Source organism: Pectinatus frisingensis, assembly GCF_014076555.1.
Classification (GTDB): domain Bacteria; phylum Bacillota; class Negativicutes; order Selenomonadales; family Selenomonadaceae; genus Pectinatus; species Pectinatus frisingensis.
Genome location: NZ_CP045424.1, coordinates 1,433,825 through 1,451,620, shown reverse-complemented (window position 1 = coordinate 1,451,620; position 17,796 = coordinate 1,433,825). Strand labels below are relative to the sequence as shown.

The 17,796-nt window shown below is 36.6% G+C and carries 21 protein-coding genes; 8 read left to right on the top strand and 13 right to left on the bottom strand.

Annotated features, from left to right (window positions below):
* The first annotated feature begins 194 nt into the window (after positions 1–194).
* Complete coding sequence (locus F8M42_RS06770; RefSeq protein WP_182185451.1) at positions 195–653, top strand: hypothetical protein; 459 nt, start codon at positions 195–197, stop codon at positions 651–653.
* A 687-nt stretch (positions 654–1,340) separates the two neighbouring features.
* On the opposite strand, the gene F8M42_RS06765 is transcribed toward F8M42_RS06770, so the two are convergent.
* Positions 1,341–1,841 (bottom strand): hypothetical protein, encoded by a 501-nt coding sequence (locus F8M42_RS06765; protein ID WP_182185449.1) that lies wholly within the window; start codon positions 1,839–1,841, stop codon positions 1,341–1,343.
* A 232-nt stretch (positions 1,842–2,073) separates the two neighbouring features.
* On the opposite strand from F8M42_RS06765, the gene F8M42_RS06760 reads away from it, so the two are divergent.
* Positions 2,074–2,841, top strand: coding sequence for a GNAT family N-acetyltransferase (locus tag F8M42_RS06760; RefSeq protein WP_182185447.1), 768 nt, complete (start codon positions 2,074–2,076; stop codon positions 2,839–2,841).
* 235 nt (positions 2,842–3,076) lie between these two features.
* On the opposite strand, the gene F8M42_RS06755 is transcribed toward F8M42_RS06760, so the two are convergent.
* Both F8M42_RS06755 and F8M42_RS06750 read right to left on the bottom strand, forming a co-directional pair.
* Complete coding sequence (locus tag F8M42_RS06755; RefSeq protein ID WP_182185446.1) at positions 3,077–3,610, bottom strand: hypothetical protein; 534 nt, start codon at positions 3,608–3,610, stop codon at positions 3,077–3,079.
* A gap of 280 nt (positions 3,611–3,890) precedes the next feature.
* Positions 3,891–4,124, bottom strand: coding sequence for a hypothetical protein (locus tag F8M42_RS06750; protein WP_182185444.1), 234 nt, complete (start codon positions 4,122–4,124; stop codon positions 3,891–3,893).
* A 337-nt stretch (positions 4,125–4,461) separates the two neighbouring features.
* On the opposite strand from F8M42_RS06750, the gene F8M42_RS06745 reads away from it, so the two are divergent.
* From F8M42_RS06745 to F8M42_RS06735, 3 genes are all read left to right on the top strand, one after another.
* A complete protein-coding gene (locus tag F8M42_RS06745) occupies positions 4,462–4,965 on the top strand; it encodes a flavodoxin family protein (RefSeq protein ID WP_182185443.1) in 504 nt (167 codons plus the stop codon).
* Between the two features lie 106 nt (positions 4,966–5,071).
* Positions 5,072–5,476: a cupin domain-containing protein gene (locus F8M42_RS06740; protein ID WP_182185441.1), complete on the top strand. Its 405-nt coding sequence runs from the start codon at positions 5,072–5,074 to the stop codon at positions 5,474–5,476.
* 121 nt (positions 5,477–5,597) lie between these two features.
* A complete protein-coding gene (locus F8M42_RS06735) occupies positions 5,598–6,518 on the top strand; it encodes an MBL fold metallo-hydrolase (protein ID WP_182185439.1) in 921 nt (306 codons plus the stop codon).
* A 411-nt stretch (positions 6,519–6,929) separates the two neighbouring features.
* On the opposite strand, the gene F8M42_RS06730 is transcribed toward F8M42_RS06735, so the two are convergent.
* Positions 6,930–7,322: a MerR family transcriptional regulator gene (locus F8M42_RS06730; protein ID WP_182185438.1), complete on the bottom strand. Its 393-nt coding sequence runs from the start codon at positions 7,320–7,322 to the stop codon at positions 6,930–6,932.
* A gap of 476 nt (positions 7,323–7,798) precedes the next feature.
* Here F8M42_RS06730 and F8M42_RS13735 point away from each other — a divergent pair, with 476 nt between their 5' ends.
* On the top strand, positions 7,799–7,927 hold the full coding sequence (locus tag F8M42_RS13735) for a transposase (protein ID WP_196590514.1): 129 nt from the start codon (positions 7,799–7,801) through the stop codon (positions 7,925–7,927).
* A gap of 171 nt (positions 7,928–8,098) precedes the next feature.
* Here the strand turns inward: F8M42_RS13735 and F8M42_RS06720 are convergent, their stop codons facing one another.
* The 3 genes from F8M42_RS06720 to F8M42_RS06710 all read right to left on the bottom strand — a co-directional run bounded on the left by F8M42_RS06720 (position 8,099) and on the right by F8M42_RS06710 (position 11,371).
* On the bottom strand, positions 8,099–9,634 hold the full coding sequence (locus F8M42_RS06720; RefSeq protein ID WP_182185436.1) for a DHA2 family efflux MFS transporter permease subunit: 1,536 nt from the start codon (positions 9,632–9,634) through the stop codon (positions 8,099–8,101).
* Positions 9,635–9,648: 14 nt separating this feature from the next.
* A complete protein-coding gene (locus tag F8M42_RS06715) occupies positions 9,649–10,707 on the bottom strand; it encodes an HlyD family secretion protein (RefSeq protein ID WP_182185434.1) in 1,059 nt (352 codons plus the stop codon).
* A 67-nt stretch (positions 10,708–10,774) separates the two neighbouring features.
* Entirely contained in the window at positions 10,775–11,371 is a 597-nt protein-coding gene (locus tag F8M42_RS06710) for a TetR/AcrR family transcriptional regulator (protein WP_182188554.1), read from the bottom strand.
* Between the two features lie 412 nt (positions 11,372–11,783).
* On the opposite strand from F8M42_RS06710, the gene F8M42_RS06705 reads away from it, so the two are divergent.
* Entirely contained in the window at positions 11,784–12,773 is a 990-nt protein-coding gene (locus F8M42_RS06705) for a Gfo/Idh/MocA family protein (protein WP_182188553.1), read from the top strand.
* A gap of 271 nt (positions 12,774–13,044) precedes the next feature.
* Here F8M42_RS06705 and F8M42_RS06700 read toward each other — a convergent pair whose 3' ends face one another.
* The 4 genes from F8M42_RS06700 to F8M42_RS06685 all read right to left on the bottom strand — a co-directional run bounded on the left by F8M42_RS06700 (position 13,045) and on the right by F8M42_RS06685 (position 14,975).
* Positions 13,045–13,374, bottom strand: coding sequence for a type 1 glutamine amidotransferase family protein (locus F8M42_RS06700; RefSeq protein ID WP_182188552.1), 330 nt, complete (start codon positions 13,372–13,374; stop codon positions 13,045–13,047).
* A complete protein-coding gene (locus tag F8M42_RS06695; protein ID WP_182185463.1) occupies positions 13,343–14,170 on the bottom strand; it encodes an IS3 family transposase in 828 nt (275 codons plus the stop codon). Before F8M42_RS06695 ends, F8M42_RS06700 begins: the two co-directional genes overlap by 32 nt.
* Positions 14,154–14,492, bottom strand: coding sequence for a transposase (locus F8M42_RS06690; RefSeq protein WP_182185465.1), 339 nt, complete (start codon positions 14,490–14,492; stop codon positions 14,154–14,156). The genes F8M42_RS06695 and F8M42_RS06690 overlap by 17 nt, the downstream gene beginning before the upstream one ends.
* A gap of 81 nt (positions 14,493–14,573) precedes the next feature.
* Complete coding sequence (locus F8M42_RS06685; protein WP_182188551.1) at positions 14,574–14,975, bottom strand: DJ-1/PfpI family protein; 402 nt, start codon at positions 14,973–14,975, stop codon at positions 14,574–14,576.
* A 292-nt stretch (positions 14,976–15,267) separates the two neighbouring features.
* On the opposite strand from F8M42_RS06685, the gene F8M42_RS06680 reads away from it, so the two are divergent.
* Entirely contained in the window at positions 15,268–15,831 is a 564-nt protein-coding gene (locus F8M42_RS06680; RefSeq protein ID WP_229711507.1) for a phosphatase PAP2 family protein, read from the top strand.
* 840 nt (positions 15,832–16,671) lie between these two features.
* Here F8M42_RS06680 and F8M42_RS06675 read toward each other — a convergent pair.
* Entirely contained in the window at positions 16,672–17,445 is a 774-nt protein-coding gene (locus tag F8M42_RS06675; RefSeq protein ID WP_182188549.1) for an IS3 family transposase, read from the bottom strand.
* The gene (locus F8M42_RS06670) at positions 17,429–17,767 is read right to left on the bottom strand and encodes a transposase (RefSeq protein ID WP_182185465.1); all 339 of its coding nucleotides are present in this window, start codon (positions 17,765–17,767) and stop codon (positions 17,429–17,431) included. The genes F8M42_RS06675 and F8M42_RS06670 overlap by 17 nt, the downstream gene beginning before the upstream one ends.
* Positions 17,768–17,796: the final 29 nt, after the last annotated feature.

The window sequence follows — 17,796 nt, the reverse complement described above, 5'->3', positions numbered from 1 at the left end:
TGTAAAAGTGTAAATTATAACAATTGAAATTATTGCATGCCGCTCAATGCTGGACTATAATATAAATAGTATTATGTTTTATATATTTTTTTGCACATTAATACTCAACAATAGCATAGCTGTTGTCCTGATTTTTGAATAATAAGTGAATGGTATTTATAAATAGTTTAGTCAATGAATAGGGAGGAATTTATATGCAAATATCATCTGTCTCTGGTTCATCAACTCTCTCCACAGCATCAAATACAGACAACGTCTCGGCATCTTCATCAGCTTCTATAGCACAGTTAGAAATTGAAAAGAATCAGTATCAGCAGGAACTCTTATCATTGGAAGGTGATTCTTCCAATTCTTCAACTACTACTTCACCAACAGCTTCATCAGTAAAAAACTCAAAACAAACTCAGATTGCCAGTCTCGAAAAAAGTATTGAAAAAGTAAATGAAGAAATCATTAAATTGAAAAGCGAAGGGACCGAGAAAACTTCGCATACTTCTCAAAATAGTAGTATCAGGCAAAATACACAAGCGACTGCTGATACAGATAATGATTTACAAAAAAAAATAGGTGATGCTTACACTACTGAAATCTCTGCTGAAGGATACAATGCTTTAACAAACTCACAAACCAATAGTATTAATAATTTTTATTAATATTGATACTATATTTTGAGGTAATTGTACTATAATTTAAATATTTGTTTTGGTATTTACCGATACGGACAGTTGTGGATCACACCACCCTTCGTTCATTATTGAGTATGTTTATTTATACGGATAAGATAATAAAGGCTATCATACGGATGTTATCAGCATTATAAAGATGCGCCAACTATCAAGTTTATGATTCCTGCCATTTCATGGAGGCATGGGGATATAGTTGCACATTTTTAATTGAAGATAATTAGATTTGATAGCCTTTTTTTTGTAAAATTTTAACAGTTTTATAGAAATTAACTTTTTATATTATATATCAAGGGTTGATTTTTTCGAACATTTATTCATTTTAAACATTCAATTTTGATTTCATGGTTCTTCAATTGAAACTTCCAAAGTTTGCATGTCCACTAAAGATTTCATATAATCCTTTATCTAATAAATCTGTTTTTATCATGTTAACAATTGAAGATGATGGTTTTACACTTTTATGTAAGTGGCTGAAATATTACTAACAGACAGATTTGGTATCATTTTTATGCTCTGCATTACTTATAACATTCGGTATACAAAATGGCCAAATGTTTTCATTATTCACAAACAGGCAATAATCCTGTAGTTCATAAGACAAAAAAATATTACTGAAATAATCAGTAATAAATGTAATGGGAAATTATGCACAACTTAGATCGATAGTTTTTTGCAGACTGCTAGAAAAATTCCTCCACCGGTAAAACCGGTAATCAGCTGCGGCCATCCTAACATCATTGTCAGCATCACTGAAGTTTTCCCAGTTACTCCAAGATATTGTATAATCCCAATAACTGTCAAGTAGATAATGACGAATTTAGCAATTGATGCCATACTTATTGCCAGTATGCGGCTTTTAGCAAAAAACATCAGATATCCTGCAATATAAGAAAGATTGGCGGCAGCTATTGGTAAAATCAAAATAGGCAGCGGCAGCGCCTTTTGCATATAGGCCACTATTGGTGCAATAACAGCAAGTATCAATGCAAATCTACAGCCGATTGTTGCTGCAGCCAACAGGAAACACGCATTCACTAAGCTGCCAATTATATAAACCGACACGAAAAACGGTATCGGCAAAAAAAGGCGTAGTGACTGAAAAACAATTATAAGTGCCAGCAATAATGCTGTACGGTTAAGTTGTTTTATATTCATAAATTATCATCCCCAGTAATAAGAAAAAACAGCTAATTAAAATATATTATGCAGGAAAAGTAGATGCGATATCTGTTGAGAATATTATCTTGGCACAGTCTATTTGATAAATGGTTCAAACAGGCTGGAAATTTCGATTCTTTCCATAAGAATGCATATTAATTTAAGGCAGCTTTCCAGTCAAATCCGATAATCCGTACTGTAACTTATAAATTATAAGGAGGGTGTTAACTTGACGAATCAGGAACTTTTGAGAATTGCAATGCGGCAGTCAGCAATAGACGCGAACTGTTGTACAGAGGATTTTTGTCAAAATGAAAACAGGATTGTCTTATCAACTAGTAATCCTGATGCCAGAAAATATTTAACATTGCCTTTTTATTGCAATTTAATTTCTTACGGCAACAACATTGTTGCATCCGTGAATGAAGAAATTGCTGATGTAGTAAAGGAGTATATCAATAAATATCCTGTTGAGCATTGCTTTGAAACACCGAACATACATATGCTGAACAACGAGCTGCAAAAAAAGGATATGCTGATCTGCTTTATGGCTGAGTATTTTCTACCAGATATGAATGTCCTTATAGCAAAGTCCTGTGATTATGAGACAAGAGTCTTATTTCCCGAAGATTTTGCAAATTTGTATACCACTGAATGGGCCAACGCGTTATGTCAAAAGCGAAAACACTTGGATGTTTTAGCTGTAGCAGCTTATGATAAAGATAGACTTATAGGGTTAGCAGGTTGTTCTGCCGACTGTAAAGTGATGTGGCAAATTGGTGTGGATGTTCTGCCTGAATATCGCAGGAAAGGAATTGCTTCCACTCTCACAAGTCGTTTAGCTATAGAAGCAATCCATTATGATAAAATACCCTTTTACTGCGCGGCATGGTCGAATATCCGATCTGTCCGAAATGCGATAAAAAGCGGATTTAGACCTGCATGGATCGAAATGACCTCTGAAAGTATAGATTTCGTTTCTGAGATAAACCGATGATTTTTAATTAACAACCTGACAAATATACTTTTATCCCGCGGTGTGGAATGGGGTTATCAATATCTCTGAATTAACCCGGAGGTAGTCACCAAACTATGAATAGGAAATTATACATGGAAAAAATTCTTATGTTGACGGGATAAATCTGCATTTTTAAATGTTTTTGGGAATACTATCGAAAATTATTAACAATAATGGTAGAGCAATACAAGGTACTTTGAGATTCGTTGGCGCATTAATCAAAGTAATGATTTGACAAATCAACTAATCCATCCGAAAGCAATAATTTAAATTCTAATTGTGAAACACCTTTTGCATTCGCAGAAAAGAGATATTTTCCTTGTTTCCAATGTGCAGCATATGTATTTCTATTGATTTTTCCAACATAAACTTTTACATTATCTATTATTTGCGGTTCCCATGCCACACTATAAGCACCACTAATATCATCATCTGTAAAATCATCTTTCAAAGCAGTGCGAATACGCAGGTTCTTATTTACATCCCCTTGCTTTTGAAAACCGAGATCTATTGTCTTTTTTCCAATAAGAGATATATAGTTACAAGTATATCCTGATAATTTAGGCAAATACAGTGGATTGAACCCAGCAGCATTTGCTGCTTCATCATATGTTTTATAAACTACGATAGGATTTGGCATGCCTGTGCTCGTATCCAGCGATGGTGCAGCAGCCAAAGTATTTGTTCCCATTATACCAGACCATAATGCTCCTAAGAATGCTATTTTACAAACAAATCTCTTAATCAAAGCTATCACCTCTTGATCATCTATTTACACTTGTTATTTTAACAATAAAATAGAGAAATAGCAAAAATAGCTGCGTTAAAATTAATAATGTCATAATGCCAAGCGGAGTTGTACATATGCCCTGTGCCGTTCTTGCAGAAAATGCTCTGTCTGGCTGCTATAGATCTAAAAAAATAAACAGTCCAAATCCAAAATCAGGGATAAATTATGTTGCATTTGTTCCCGATAAAATAAAGCCTGCTTTATCTTATCGGGGAAAAAGCAGACTTTTTTATAATTGTTATGGCATTGGGGGAGCAGGTTGCGGCTGATCGGGTGTTTGGTCCGGTTGTTGTGGTGGCTGTTGATCTTGTGGTGGTTGTTGATCCTGTGGAGATTCTTCTTGCTGTTGTTGCGGCGGTGGTGGTGGAACATCTTTGTGCGCCGCTGAAACCATCGCTGTTCCCATAATGGCTATCGCCATAAAAGACGAAAAAAGCAATGCTGCTAATTTTTTTGCTTTTAATTTAAACATATCAATCACTCTTTCCTATTGTAAAGATTTATTTACTTCTTATACAGATAATATAGCACACTTCCAATAAAATATGTGACAATAATGTGACATTTTGAGGATAAATTTCAATCGTAAAAATAATACGAGTCTCAAGATGCATCAATATTTGTTGATCATAACAGTCTTAACCGCTTCATCAAGTTACTATGCTAATGCCTTCATATTTTTCGAATTGAGTATGTAATCAAATAAACAATTTTCATAAAAAGTATTGACATGGAGTTAACTCCAAATAGTAGACTATTCTTGTCAGCAATAATTGGTAAAATATTAAATATGAAAAGGACATAAAAATATGAACAAGATGATTGTAGTATATTATTCATGGTCGAATGGAAATACAGAAAAAATAGCTAAATTAATACAAAAAATTACGGCTTCTGATATTGTACATATAGAAACGTTAAAACCTTATACTGGAAACTATAAAGAAGTAGTAGAACAAGGAAAAAGGGAAGTAGAAAGTAGGTTTAAACCTGAAATTAAACCATTGTTAGTTGATTTTGAAAATTATGATGTTATTGCAATTGGAACTCCAACCTGGTGGTACACAATGGCTCCGGCTGTTTTATCATTTCTTAATAATCAGAACTGGTATGGTAAAATTATCATTCCGTTCATTACTGATGCCGGCTGGCCTGGACATGTTATTGACGATATAAAGAAAACCTGTCAGGGTGCTGAATTTGCTCAAGAAATGGAAATTCGTTTTGATTCTAATGGTGGCAACCATATGGAAACAGCAGAATCTAAAATTGAAGAATGGATCATGAAGATAAAACACACTTTTTTAAAATAAAATATTGTGTTTTCCCATAATTAGCTAACAATATTAATATTACCTTAATATAAGTAATTTTTGTTTTATCAAAATAAATATATACCAAGTCGGAAGGGTGTTGACGATGAAAGAATTAAGCGTATTTTCAATAGGAGAAAAAAATGATTTATATACAAAATATTTTACAGGCCAAAGTTATTTAAACATGCTATCATTGGAGCAAATCATTGTGGGAAATGTAACTTTTGAACCTGGCTGCCGTAATTGGTGGCATATACATCATGCCAAAACAGGAGGTGGGCAGATGCTTCTCGTTACGACAGGCAGAGGCTATTATCAAGAATGGGGAAAAGAAGTGCAGGAATTGCATCCCGGTGATGTAGTACATATTCCGGCTGGTGTAAAACATTGGCATGGTGCTGCACCAGACAGCTGGTTTGCTCATTTAGCCATTGAGGTTCCCGGTGAAGAAACTTCAAATGAATGGTGCGAGCCTGTCATTGATAGTGAATATAAGAGATTAAAATAACTTATGATTGCTCAATCTGATAAAGCCACGAAAATCTGCCGAATAAGATAACATTCCATGGCTTTAATTCAAACATCAATATTATTTTTCAAAATAAATAAACTGGGGAGTTACTAAAAAAATGAAGCTTCCATATTTTTTATTTAAAAGATTAGTCTGCCGCTATCCTAACAGTCGACCACATCGGCATATTCCGATAGAAAAAATAAATTTGGCAGATATTATGAATGCGAGAACGCCCCGATGCGTTTGGTTCGGTCATTCTACGGTTTTTATACAAATAAATGGGAAAACAATTTTATGTGATCCGGTTTTCTATAATCTTTTTTGGTTATTTTCAATTTTTACAGGAAGGCGTTTTACCGAAGAATTACCTTTATCCATAAAGGAATTTCCCCAGATAGATATTCTGCTTTTGTCACATGATCATTATGACCATATGGATTATCGTTCTATCAAGGACATTCAGTATCATGTTCAAAAATTCTGTGTTCCACGCGGTGTAGGAGCACGGCTGCGGAAATGGGGAATCAAAAAACAAAAAATTGTGGAACTGTCCTATGGTAATACTTTTTCGGAATTCGGAATAAATTTTACTTGTACACCCAATCAGCATTTTTCGGGAAGAAGCTTATTTGACCATAATAAAACGCTATGGTGTTCCTGGGTTATTGACAGTGGTAAAATCAAAATCTTTTTTAGCGGAGATGGTGCTTATGGATCACATTTTAAAGAGATAGGCAGTCAGTATGGACCGTTTGATTTGGTATTTATGGAATGTGGGCAGGAACATGAATTTTCAATGAATGTTCACATGATCCCTGAAAAAGCAGTACAGGCAAATATTGATTTACAAGGGAAGATTATGCTTCCCATTCATTGGGGAATATTCAGTCAATCAAATACTGACTGGACTCAGCAGATTGAACGGCTGCTAAAACAGGCACAGCTTATGCCGGTAAAAGTTACTACTCCTAAGATAGGTGAATTGGTTACAATTGGTAGTAATAATTATCCGCAGACACTATGGTGGAATCTTTAAAGTATGAACGCTCATTATTTTGAGATGCCAATAAGATAACTATTACACATAGTATTGGGAGCAAATGAAGTGGCAGGGAAATACCATTTTACTCAGGTTATCATGGATGTAAAAATGCCGATAATATCACAACAGACTGGTAGAATTTAACTAACAGCTAACAATTCAGGGTTTAGTATAAGACCAAATGAGAATTTCCTTCTTCCAATTACGCTAGTAATCTTATCGCAGTTTTTCTCTTCTTTTACAATTTTGTTTGCCCCATTCTGCTCTTAAAAGCCTGATCCTGGCAGCTTGTGCCGATCTCAAGCTTTTACTCGTTGCTTTAAGTAATTAGCTGTTTTCGTTTCTCGATCTTTCATTTTTATTTTATAAAGTCCATGGGTATTTCTAAATAATATACTGATCTTTTTATGAAATCATAGATGCGGATTTTTTCAATTTATCCGCAACTTTATTCATACTTTCATAATGTTCAATTTTGCAATTTAGACGCACCAGTGTCGCTTGCATCGCAGCAATACGTTCAACCAGTCGTTGCCTTTCCTCTATAAGTAAATGTTTACGTGCTTCATTGGTTTTAGGTCCTTCCTGGCAAAGATGTACATATTCTATCAACGTTTCGATTGGGAGCCCGGCATTTCTCATACATCGAATGAATTCTACCCAACCACAGCTGCTTTCATCATAGTCTCGGACTCCACTTGGTTTACGCGGTACTATTGGGATCAGTCCCACACGTTCATAATAACGCAACGTATCTTGTGTCATCCCATATTTTTCGCTTACTTCTGATATCGTCATTTTTAATTCTCCTCGTCTAAAAATATTTTCTCGCAATAAGTCTAATTTCTACGGCCATCATTCATTATTTTGACCAGAACACTGACATTGATCACAATCAGTGTTTTTTCATAAAGTCGACCTTTTTCGCAATACAAAAAAATTTTTATATACATAAAGTTTACTACTTTGTGTTAACTCAAAGTCAATATTTTTTATCGTAAATATTCCTATTATTCATTTTATTTATTGATTCAGAGATTAATATCAATTTTTTTAATTTTTTATATTACTGCCATAAATAGCTGTTTCATGTTTAAACAATAGACTGAAGCAAAATTTTCATTATGTTCCTTTCACTATGTCCTAAATTATTACATTCATGTATACAGAACAGTAAAATAGTTTTCCGGAAAAAATCATAATCTTCTAAATCCTTTTAAACTGCCATTGATATAGTTCCCGCTAATTGAGATAACTAGAAAAAATTATAACATATAGAAAAATCTAACAGACAACTTGGAAGGGTCACCAAGTTCAGGACGATTTTCCCTTCAGATGATAGTCTCTTAAAAATGTTGTATTTAACTATAATGGACATTAGTAAAAAATGGACTGAATGGTAACAAGACTGATATCAAATAAGAGCGCAGCTAGATATCTATTTTGAAGAATACCTTTTAGAAAGAGATATTTAAAGGGTAGCACTTTCACAGCAATACCCTTAAATATATCACTATTGAGTTATATTGGCTTTTAGCAAAATCGTCATTATTAACGTCAAAGCTGTATACACACTATTTTACCGGTTGCTTTTTCCCTGTAGGCAGTGCCAAAGCTACGAAGGCGAGTGCCAGAAAAAGACAGCCAAGCAGACGGAAAGTGTCAATATAGGCTAAAATATCAGCCTGCAACTGGAGACTCTGATACAATTTCATCATTGTTCCATATATGACTGTATTGCTGTTTAATAAAGAAGGAAGGTGGATATTTTGAATTATAGCAGTGTATTGATTTAATCCTAATGTGTATCCTATATGATCAAGAGTAAGATGTGAAGCCAGATATGCTTGTTCTATCTGCTGCCGATGGTCCATGTAACTGATTATAAGGGAAATGCCAAAGCTGCCGCCAAGATTTTTCATTAACGAAACAATGGCAGAAGCATTATTGCTTTCCTTAGTGGAAATATCACAGAATGCTACGGACAATGTCGGAACAAAAAGGAAGGGGGTGCCAAGAATCTGCATGACTCTTACCAATATGAAATATGTTTTATCGCTTTGCAGGCTGATGCCTTGAGAAAATAACATACTGCCAGCACTGATAAACATACCAAAAGCTATTAAATATTTGAGCTTGAAAATTTTTAATGACTTACCGGCCACAGGCATCAGCAGCAATATAACGATTCCACCAGGAACTAAAATAAGTCCAGCTGTCGTTGCATCATAGCCAAAATAGTTTTGTACCAGCATAGGCAGCAGCATTACACTGACATTTACAAGTGTTCCGATAAAAAACATCATTATACAACCTATGGCAAAGCGCGGTATCTTGAAAAGCCGTATATTTACGATTGGATTCTTCTGGCGTGACAACCATATAATTGTTGCAATTATACTGATAAACGAAATAATAAATAATGCCGTGATTCCCGAGCTTGCAAACCAATCATACTGTTGGGCGTTATCCAGAGCAACTTGCAACGTACCAAGCCCAACTGCAAGCATGATAAAACCGATATAGTCAATAGAAGAATTGGCTGTTTCATGCTGAAAATCAGGAACCAGCTTTTTTACTAAAATAGCTGTTAATATACCAATAGGCACATTGATAAAAAATATCCACCGCCAACTGAGATTGTCAGTTATATACCCACCCAAAGCCGGCCCTAAAATAGGCGCACATACATTCACGATGCCAACAATGGCAAAGGCGCTGCCAAGCTTTTGCGGTGGAAAGCTGTCTTTTATAATAGCTTGCTGGCTTGGCTGCAGGCCTCCGCCTGCCAAACCTTGAATCAATCGAAAAAAAACCAATACCGGTAATGAAGTGGCTATTCCGCATAAAAAAGAAGCAATGGTGAATCCAACTATGCAGACTATAAAATATCTTTTCCGGCCAAATTTCTCGGAGCACCAGCCAGAAACCGGCAGAATAATAGCGTTAGTTACCAAATAAGATGTCAGTATCCATGTACTTTCTTCCATACCGGCACCTAAATCACCTGCAATATGCGTAAGCGCTACATTGGTTACTGTTGTATCCAGAATTTCCATAAAGGCGGCTATACTGACGACAAAAGAAATAACCAAAGATTTAGATTTCATATATTTTTCATCCTTTAATTTATGTGGACAGTAGGTTCAACCGACATACCAGGACCTAATAATACCGCAGTAGAATCAGAAAACTGGTCAAGTAATATTTTTACAGGAATACGCTGTGTGGTTTTTACAAAGTTTCCAGTAGCATTTTCTGCTGGAAACAATGAGAAATAAGAACCGGTACCTGCCTGAAAACTGTCGACTTTACCGGTAAGCTTGAGATTAGGGTATGCATCTATCGAAATATCCACTTTATCACCGGGTTTCATTCCTTTTAGCTGACTTTCCTTGAAATTTGCTGTAACCCATAGATCAAAGCTAACTAATGAGCATAACTGTGTGCCGGCTTCTACATAAGCTCCTTCATTGACGCTCTTTTTCGTTATGCGGCCATCTGTAGGGGCAATTATTTTTGTATTCTGTAAATTAGTTTCTGCCTGGTTAAGCTCTACCTGTGCTTTTTCAACCTGAGCTTCAAGCTGCTTTGCTGTATCTTCAGCATTTGCAATTACATGCGAAGCAGAGCTTGCTGAACTTAAATCAGCTTGAGCCTGCTGCAATGATGCCCGTGTTGATTTTTCAGCGGCAACAGATTGATCATATTGTTCCTGCGAACAGGCATCGCTGTTTATCAGCATTTGCATGCGCTGCTTATCGGCGGCTGCCTTTTCCCAAGAAGCCTGCGCAGAATTAATCTTTTCCTGGGCTGACCTTATCTTCGCCGGAGCAGTAATCGATGTCGCTGCGGCGTTATCCTGGGCAGCAGCTAAAGCGGCTTTGGCCGCTGATAATGCAGCTTTGGCATTATTTACCTGAAGTTGGTAATCCTTAGGATCGATCTGCATAATGATATCACCGGCTTTAACAGTCTGATTGTCATTAACGTATATGGTTTTTATATATCCTGCTACTTTAGGCGATAGTACTACAGTCTGCCCGTCTATTGCGGCATCATCCGTAGAGATTGACTGCCTGCTATAATGTATATATGCTGTTGCAGCACTTATGATTAAAATAACTATGGCAATCGTTAAACACAAAGTTTTTTTATTAACATTTTTTATCCAGGTAATCATAAATAGTTTGTACTCCTTTAAAAAGTTGCTCAATATTAAACGTACGTTCAATATTGAGCAAAAAAAATTATTTGATCAAAGAATTTACACCATAAAAATATTGCTGCGTGTAAAGCTGCATAATATTGGCAGCCCATTCTTCATTTTTATAATGTCTGGCGACTTCAAAAACACCTTCCATAAAATTATTGGCTAATATGTGATAAAATAACTCATCTATTTTTTGGCTTTTATGTATTTTAGCCTGCAGCTGCGTTTGTATATGTATTTTAGCGAATTGGATAAATTCTTCCTTAGTGTTTTCATATGAGGTCCCTTTGCTTTTATCGATCAGAATAACAAATTGTCTGCGATTGTTTTTGAGCATGTTAAGGACAGCCGGCAGTTCCTTTTGAAAATGAAAAGAAGTATCATGGTCCTGACTGCTACCTGATACGCCTGGCTCTGATAATAGTAATTCTTGGACAGATAAATATATAGGATTAACGATAATATTGAACAGAGCCTCTTTGCTTTTATAATAAGTATAAATAAGCCCCACGGGAATACCTGAATTCTTTGCAATATTTCTTAAAGTAGCAGTCTTATAATCGTTATTATAAAATTCCTCAATTGCCATCTGGTATATTTTGTTTTTTATTTCTTCTTTTAATACCTGTGCCATATTTCTGCCATCCTCAAAATATTTATATTATATTGAACATACGTTCAATATAATATAAAGTAAGGTATTTGTCAAATATTACATATTTATAAAGCTATCGTTATTAAAGATTTACCGTACCATCACAACAAAACAGCACCATACTAATTCTAGCTGGTATTGAATTTACGGAAACTGCACCTGATTGATATCGTGACTTTACAAATTTAAAAACTCCTATAATGGACAACACGTATATTGAATTGATTTCCATATCTACGGAGGTGCGGAACTATCAGATCACTGTGGCTGATACCGATGAAGGTGAAAGAATACAAAAGCAGATCAATTGAGCTGTACCATTGATGTTGTTGTATAAAAATGATATATTAAAGCCATCGGAATAATTTTTATTGGGGAGGAACAACTTGCAGTGAAAGATATAAACTGGGCTATTTTGGGAACAGGGGTAGTGGCCAACGAAATGGCAGCCGCTTTGAAAAATTCAGGAAAGAAAGTTTATGCTGTAGGGAATCGCACACATGAGAAAGCGGTTGCCTTCGCGGAAAAGTACGGCATAGAGAAAGTCTATGGCGATTATCATGAAATGTTCCATGATGGAAATGTGGATGTTATTTATATAACAACGCCACATAACACGCATATAGATTTCCTGCGCGAAGCGCTTGCTGCGGGAAAGCATGTTTTGTGCGAAAAATCGATTACACTGAACTCTGCGGAACTGCGTGAAGCGGTGGCACTAGCTGAAAAAAACAAGTCTGTACTAGGGGAGGCTATGACGATTTATCATATGCCTCTATATAAAAAACTGAGCCGAATGTACGGCGAGGGGCACTTCGGCAAGGTAAATCTCATTCAGCTAAATTTCGGCAGCTTTAAGGAATATAATATGAAAAATAGGTTCTTCAACAAAAATCTGGCTGGTGGTGCGATGCTGGATATCGGAGTATATGCTCTTTCACTAGCGAGACTATTTTTATCATCTAAACCGGACAATATCCTGACTCAGGTTAGTTATGCACCGACGGGAGTGGATGAGAAGGCAGGCATACTTATGACGAACAAACAGGGAGAAATGACGGTGGTATCATTGTCCCTGCATTCCAAACTGCCAAAGCGGGCGGTTATTTCCTGTGAGAAATGCTATATAGAAATAATGGAATATCCGCGGGCCTGCGAAGCTGTGCTTGTTGACGCGGCATCGGGAAAGAAAACCATTATTGAGGAGGGCGACAGGCAGTGCGCCCTGCAATATGAGATGGAGGATATGGAAACGGCGATAAGAGGGAACAGGCAAATCATGCGACTCAATGATACTGTCGATGTGATGGCAATGATGTCAGAAATACGCAATGAATGGCAGCTGTATTATCCGGAAGAAACAGACGGGGAAATAGTATGACCGCAGAATTTTTGTGACGATTCGGACATGAAAAATCTCTGTAAACAAACTTCCACTCGAAGTCATAAGGTCTTCTATGGTACAATTTAATCATAGGAGGCCTTTTTATCATGGCAAAACAGAACACTCCGACAGCGAAAATGCCCGTAATGTTTATAAATCCAAGCAAATGAACGGCAGCTATGGTAGTTTTCATGTTTAGTTTTTTAATAAGTTCTCAAATTCTTTTTCCCTTTTATATTAATAGTTTTTTAGCAGTATAGTACCAGTTTCAAGATTGAAAAGTACCTTGTTTATATAAATTATACCATTCATCAACTTTATTTTTTCCACCAAACATATTTAAAGCAAGTAAAATTTCCCGGACGAATTCTAGCGGAGCAGTCCCATTAGCTGTAATTATATTATTATCATAAATAGCCTGCTTTTCTTTAAATAACCATTCACCATTATATTTTGGAGCTTTTTCTTTTAAGTGTGAAAGGGAATTGCCAGTATGTGAAATTATAATGGGCCCCTTGTCAAGACCACTTCGTAAATTTTTAAGCGTGTCATCAAACAAAGTAAGTCTACGCAGCAAAACTGCCGAAGTAGAAATCATTTGGGACCTTATAACCTAAGGCTTGGTGGGGGCGTATGTTGTTATAGTCATCTACATACGTGTTAATCAGCTGACGCAACTCTCTTGGTGAATGGTATTCGTTGGGATAGAGCTGTTCTGTCTTGAGACTACGAAACCATCGCTCAATCATGATGTTGTCAGCCCAGCGGCTTCTACCATCCATGCTTTGTCGGATATTAAGACTGTGAAGCAATGCCTTATAGTCATCGCTGGTAAACTGACTTCCTTGATCTGAATTGATAATGGCGGGAATTCCACACTTTTTTACGGTTTCCTTTACTGTATAAATGACAGAAGTCGCATCTAATGTGTCAGAGAGATAGTGTCCAACCAGCCGTCGGCTATACCAGTCAATGATTGCTGTCAGGTACATATGACCATGCGGCATTGGAATATAGGTGATATCGATAGACCAGACCTGATTAGGATATGATGCCGTATAATCGCGTAGCAGATATGGCACGATAGCCTCCTTGAAATTTCTTTTGGATAGATTGGACTTAGGATAAACGGCATAGATCCCCATTTTCAGCATTAACCGGCGCACAGTCTTACGACATACGGGAAAGCCGTCTTCCAGCAGCTTGATGATAATTTTACGAGATCCAAGATAAGGACATCTGGTATGCCAATGGTCGATACGCGCCATTAAAGACTCTTCGAATTCAACAGCTGTTGCATCCGGCAGGATGGCATTGTAATACAGGCCGGAGCGATTCAGCCTCAACAGCTCGCACTGACGACGTATGGAGAGCTCATTATCCCTTTGAATCATATTCTGGGATTTGTGGGATGGCTTCTCCAGCTTGGCAAAAGCAGTCCTGAAGAAAGTCGCGTTCCAGCGTCAACTGACCGATGGTCTTAAGCATCTGGTCGTTCTTTTTCTTCAGGTCATCCTCCTTTCTCTGAACGGCCTTACGTTCAGAATCTATACCAAAGGCGAGATGGGCATTTTTTAGAAAATCCTGCTTCCATTTTCGGACCATGCTCGGATTCAAGTCGTTCTCAGAACAGATAACATTGAATTCCTTATCGCCTTGAAGAATCGACAAAACCATCTTTGTTTTGAACTCAGCAGTGTACTTTTTTCTTGGCATGATAACAACCTCCTATTTTGTTACCTATACTATATCATGTGCTCTTAAAATTTTCAGTACTGGTCTGAATCCTTGGGTCCATTATAAAATATTATCAAGATAGCCATTATCTGCCATGAATGTTGCACCATCACAAATTGCACCGACAAGTATTTTATTTTCTAAAAAATAATTGATAAATGTTGTTATTTTTTTACTAAGCGATGAATTATATAATGACAAATCATATCCTTTTATTAAATGTTCTGTCCCCCAGCCTGTACCGCCTATTAATAGCAAGGCTGCACAGCTACCAAAATCTTCAAAAGTATCAATAGAATAATCTATGTTAGTGAAAAAATTGCCTTGCGAAATAACAGGTGCCTTACTTACTGAAATTGTGTGTACAGCGTATCCCTCATCCGGTTTATTTAGTTTTGCACTTGCAAAACCACTTTCCCAATCTGCATAACCATCTAGTATAAAAAACAAAATATTATTCATTATAGAATCCTTTCATAGCATAATAGTAATATAGTCAAGTTTTTTGGCTGAACATTTCTTTTTCTGTATTTAACAATATCGAAAAGCTCGCACAATTTTTTACAACAAAATCCCCCTGGTATTATAATAGCTATCTATTATACCAGTTTATTGAATTCTGCCCATTTTTCACCATGCTTTATTATTAAAAATATAATATTTCTCAATTATCTAATACTTTCTCTACTGAATCAAATTTCTAAATTTATGCGCTATGTGTTATAATATATAAAATTTAATGACAAGAGGGCAAGTGATAATAGTGGGATGGCTCATAGCTTTAGATCATAATACAGTATTTTGGGTGCAAAATAATCTAGTCAACAGCATGATTACCCCTTTTATGAAAAATTTATCTTGGTTGGGAAATACAGGAAGAATATGGATCTTGTTAGGTGTCATCTTGTTATGTATAAGAAAATATCGGCGTACGGGAATAGCTGTTTTCATTGCCCTGCTTTTTAGCTTGATTATAGGTGATGATTTATTGAAACATACCGTTATGCGGTCAAGGCCTTGCATTGATTATCCATGGGTATCTTTACATTTACACATGCCCGCAACTAATAACTATTCATTTCCTTCCGCACATGCATTTTCATCTTTTGCAGCTGCATCCGCTATGATAAAAGGAATAAGAAGCCGCTGGGTTTTACTGACGATTGTACTGGCAAGTGGGATAGCATTTTCACGGGTATATCTTTTTATGCATTATCCAAGTGATGTGTTAGCTGGAGCCTTTTTGGGAATCGCATCGGGAGTGGCTGCGTGGTATCTGTCAGGAAAATTATTTCTGTGCCATAAAAAAGTTAATTAATTGGGGTTTCTGAATAATAAAATATCTGTAAGGTAATTGCTTCGATTTTCATGTCACATAATAAAGTTCACAAAAGAGAATAGGAAAAACCATCGATAACTCCGAAACGAGCAAGTAACCAAGCAAACCCAAAAGAAGTTGAAAACCGATGACCTACTCCCATTCTAACCTATCGTTGGGAAAAATGCCATTACAATTATCCGTATCACTAAAAGACTTAAAAATGAAACTATAGTGACCCCATAAAGTTAGACCAAACCGCAGTAGGATTTATTGCTACTGCGGTTTTTATTTCGAACAGTCAAAAATACCCCCATAAGTTAGATTAATTCCAGGTCTAACTTATGGGGGTGAATAATTATTTAGCCAAATATTATTTATTTTAAAATATGTTTAAAGCTTAAAAATAAGGCTGCCAGTGAAGTTTAAATTATCTTCATGCGATAAGCCCCTCGGATTCGTTTAACTAGTGATTAAAGATAGGAACCGTATGAATGAGAGATTCACATATGGTTATGATAGCTTACAGATGAAATTCGTATGGGCTACTCGATATTCATATCCAGCTTTTCAAGAACCCCGTGAACTATTCAAAGTGAAAACCACTAACTTTGCAGGGAAGTGATAAAAAATATATGTACTTTAAAGTAAAACAGAATTGATAAGAAAGTAATATTAATTAAAAAAATTAATATTACAAGGAAATCGCTTATGCATAATAGTATAATGGGCCCCTTGTCAAGACCACTTCGTAAATTTTTAAGCGTGTCATCAAACAAAGTAAGTCTACGCAGCAAAACTGCCGAAGTAGAAATCATTTGGGACCTTATAACCTAAGGCTTAGTGGGGGCGTATGTTGTTATAGTCATCTACATACGTGTTAATCAGCTGACGCAACTCTCTTGGTGAATGGTATTCGTTGGGATAGAGCTGTTCTGTCTTGAGACTACGAAACCATCGCTCAATCATGATGTTGTCAGCCCAGCGGCTTCTACCATCCATGCTTTGTCGGATATTAAGACTGTGAAGCAATGCCTTATAGTCATCGCTGGTAAACTGACTTCCTTGATCTGAATTGATAATGGCGGGAATTCCACACTTTTTTACGGTTTCCTTTACTGTATAAATGACAGAAGTCGCATCTAATGTGTCAGAGAGATAGTGTCCAACCAGCCGTCGGCTATACCAGTCAATGATTGCTGTCAGGTACATATGACCATGCGGCATTGGAATATAGGTGATATCGATAGACCAGACCTGATTAGGATATGATGCCGTATAATCGCGTAGCAGATATGGCACGATAGCCTCCTTGAAATTTCTTTTGGATAGATTGGACTTAGGATAAACGGCATAGATCCCCATTTTCAGCATTAACCGGCGCACAGTCTTACGACATACGGGAAAGCCGTCTTCCAGCAGCTTGATGATAATTTTACGAGATCCAAGATAAGGACATCTGGTATGCCAATGGTCGATACGCGCCATTAAAGACTCTTCGAATTCAACAGCTGTTGCATCCGGCAGGATGGCATTGTAATACAGGCCGGAGCGATTCAGCCTCAACAGCTCGCACTGACGACGTATGGAGAGCTCATTATCCCTTTGAATCATATTCTGGGATTTGTGGGATGGCTTCTCCAGCTTGGCAAAAGCAGTCCTGAAGAAAGTCGCGTTCCAGCGTCAACTGACCGATGGTCTTAAGCATCTGGTCGTTCTTTTTCTTCAGGTCATCCTCCTTTCTCTGAACGGCCTTACGTTCAGAATCTATACCAAAGGCGAGATGGGCATTTTTTAGAAAATCCTGCTTCCATTTTCGGACCATGCTCGGATTCAAGTCGTTCTCAGAACAGATAACATTGAATTCCTTATCGCCTTGAAGAATCGACAAAACCATCTTTGTTTTGAACTCAGCAGTGTACTTTTTTCTTGGCATGATAACAACCTCCTATTTTGTTACCTATA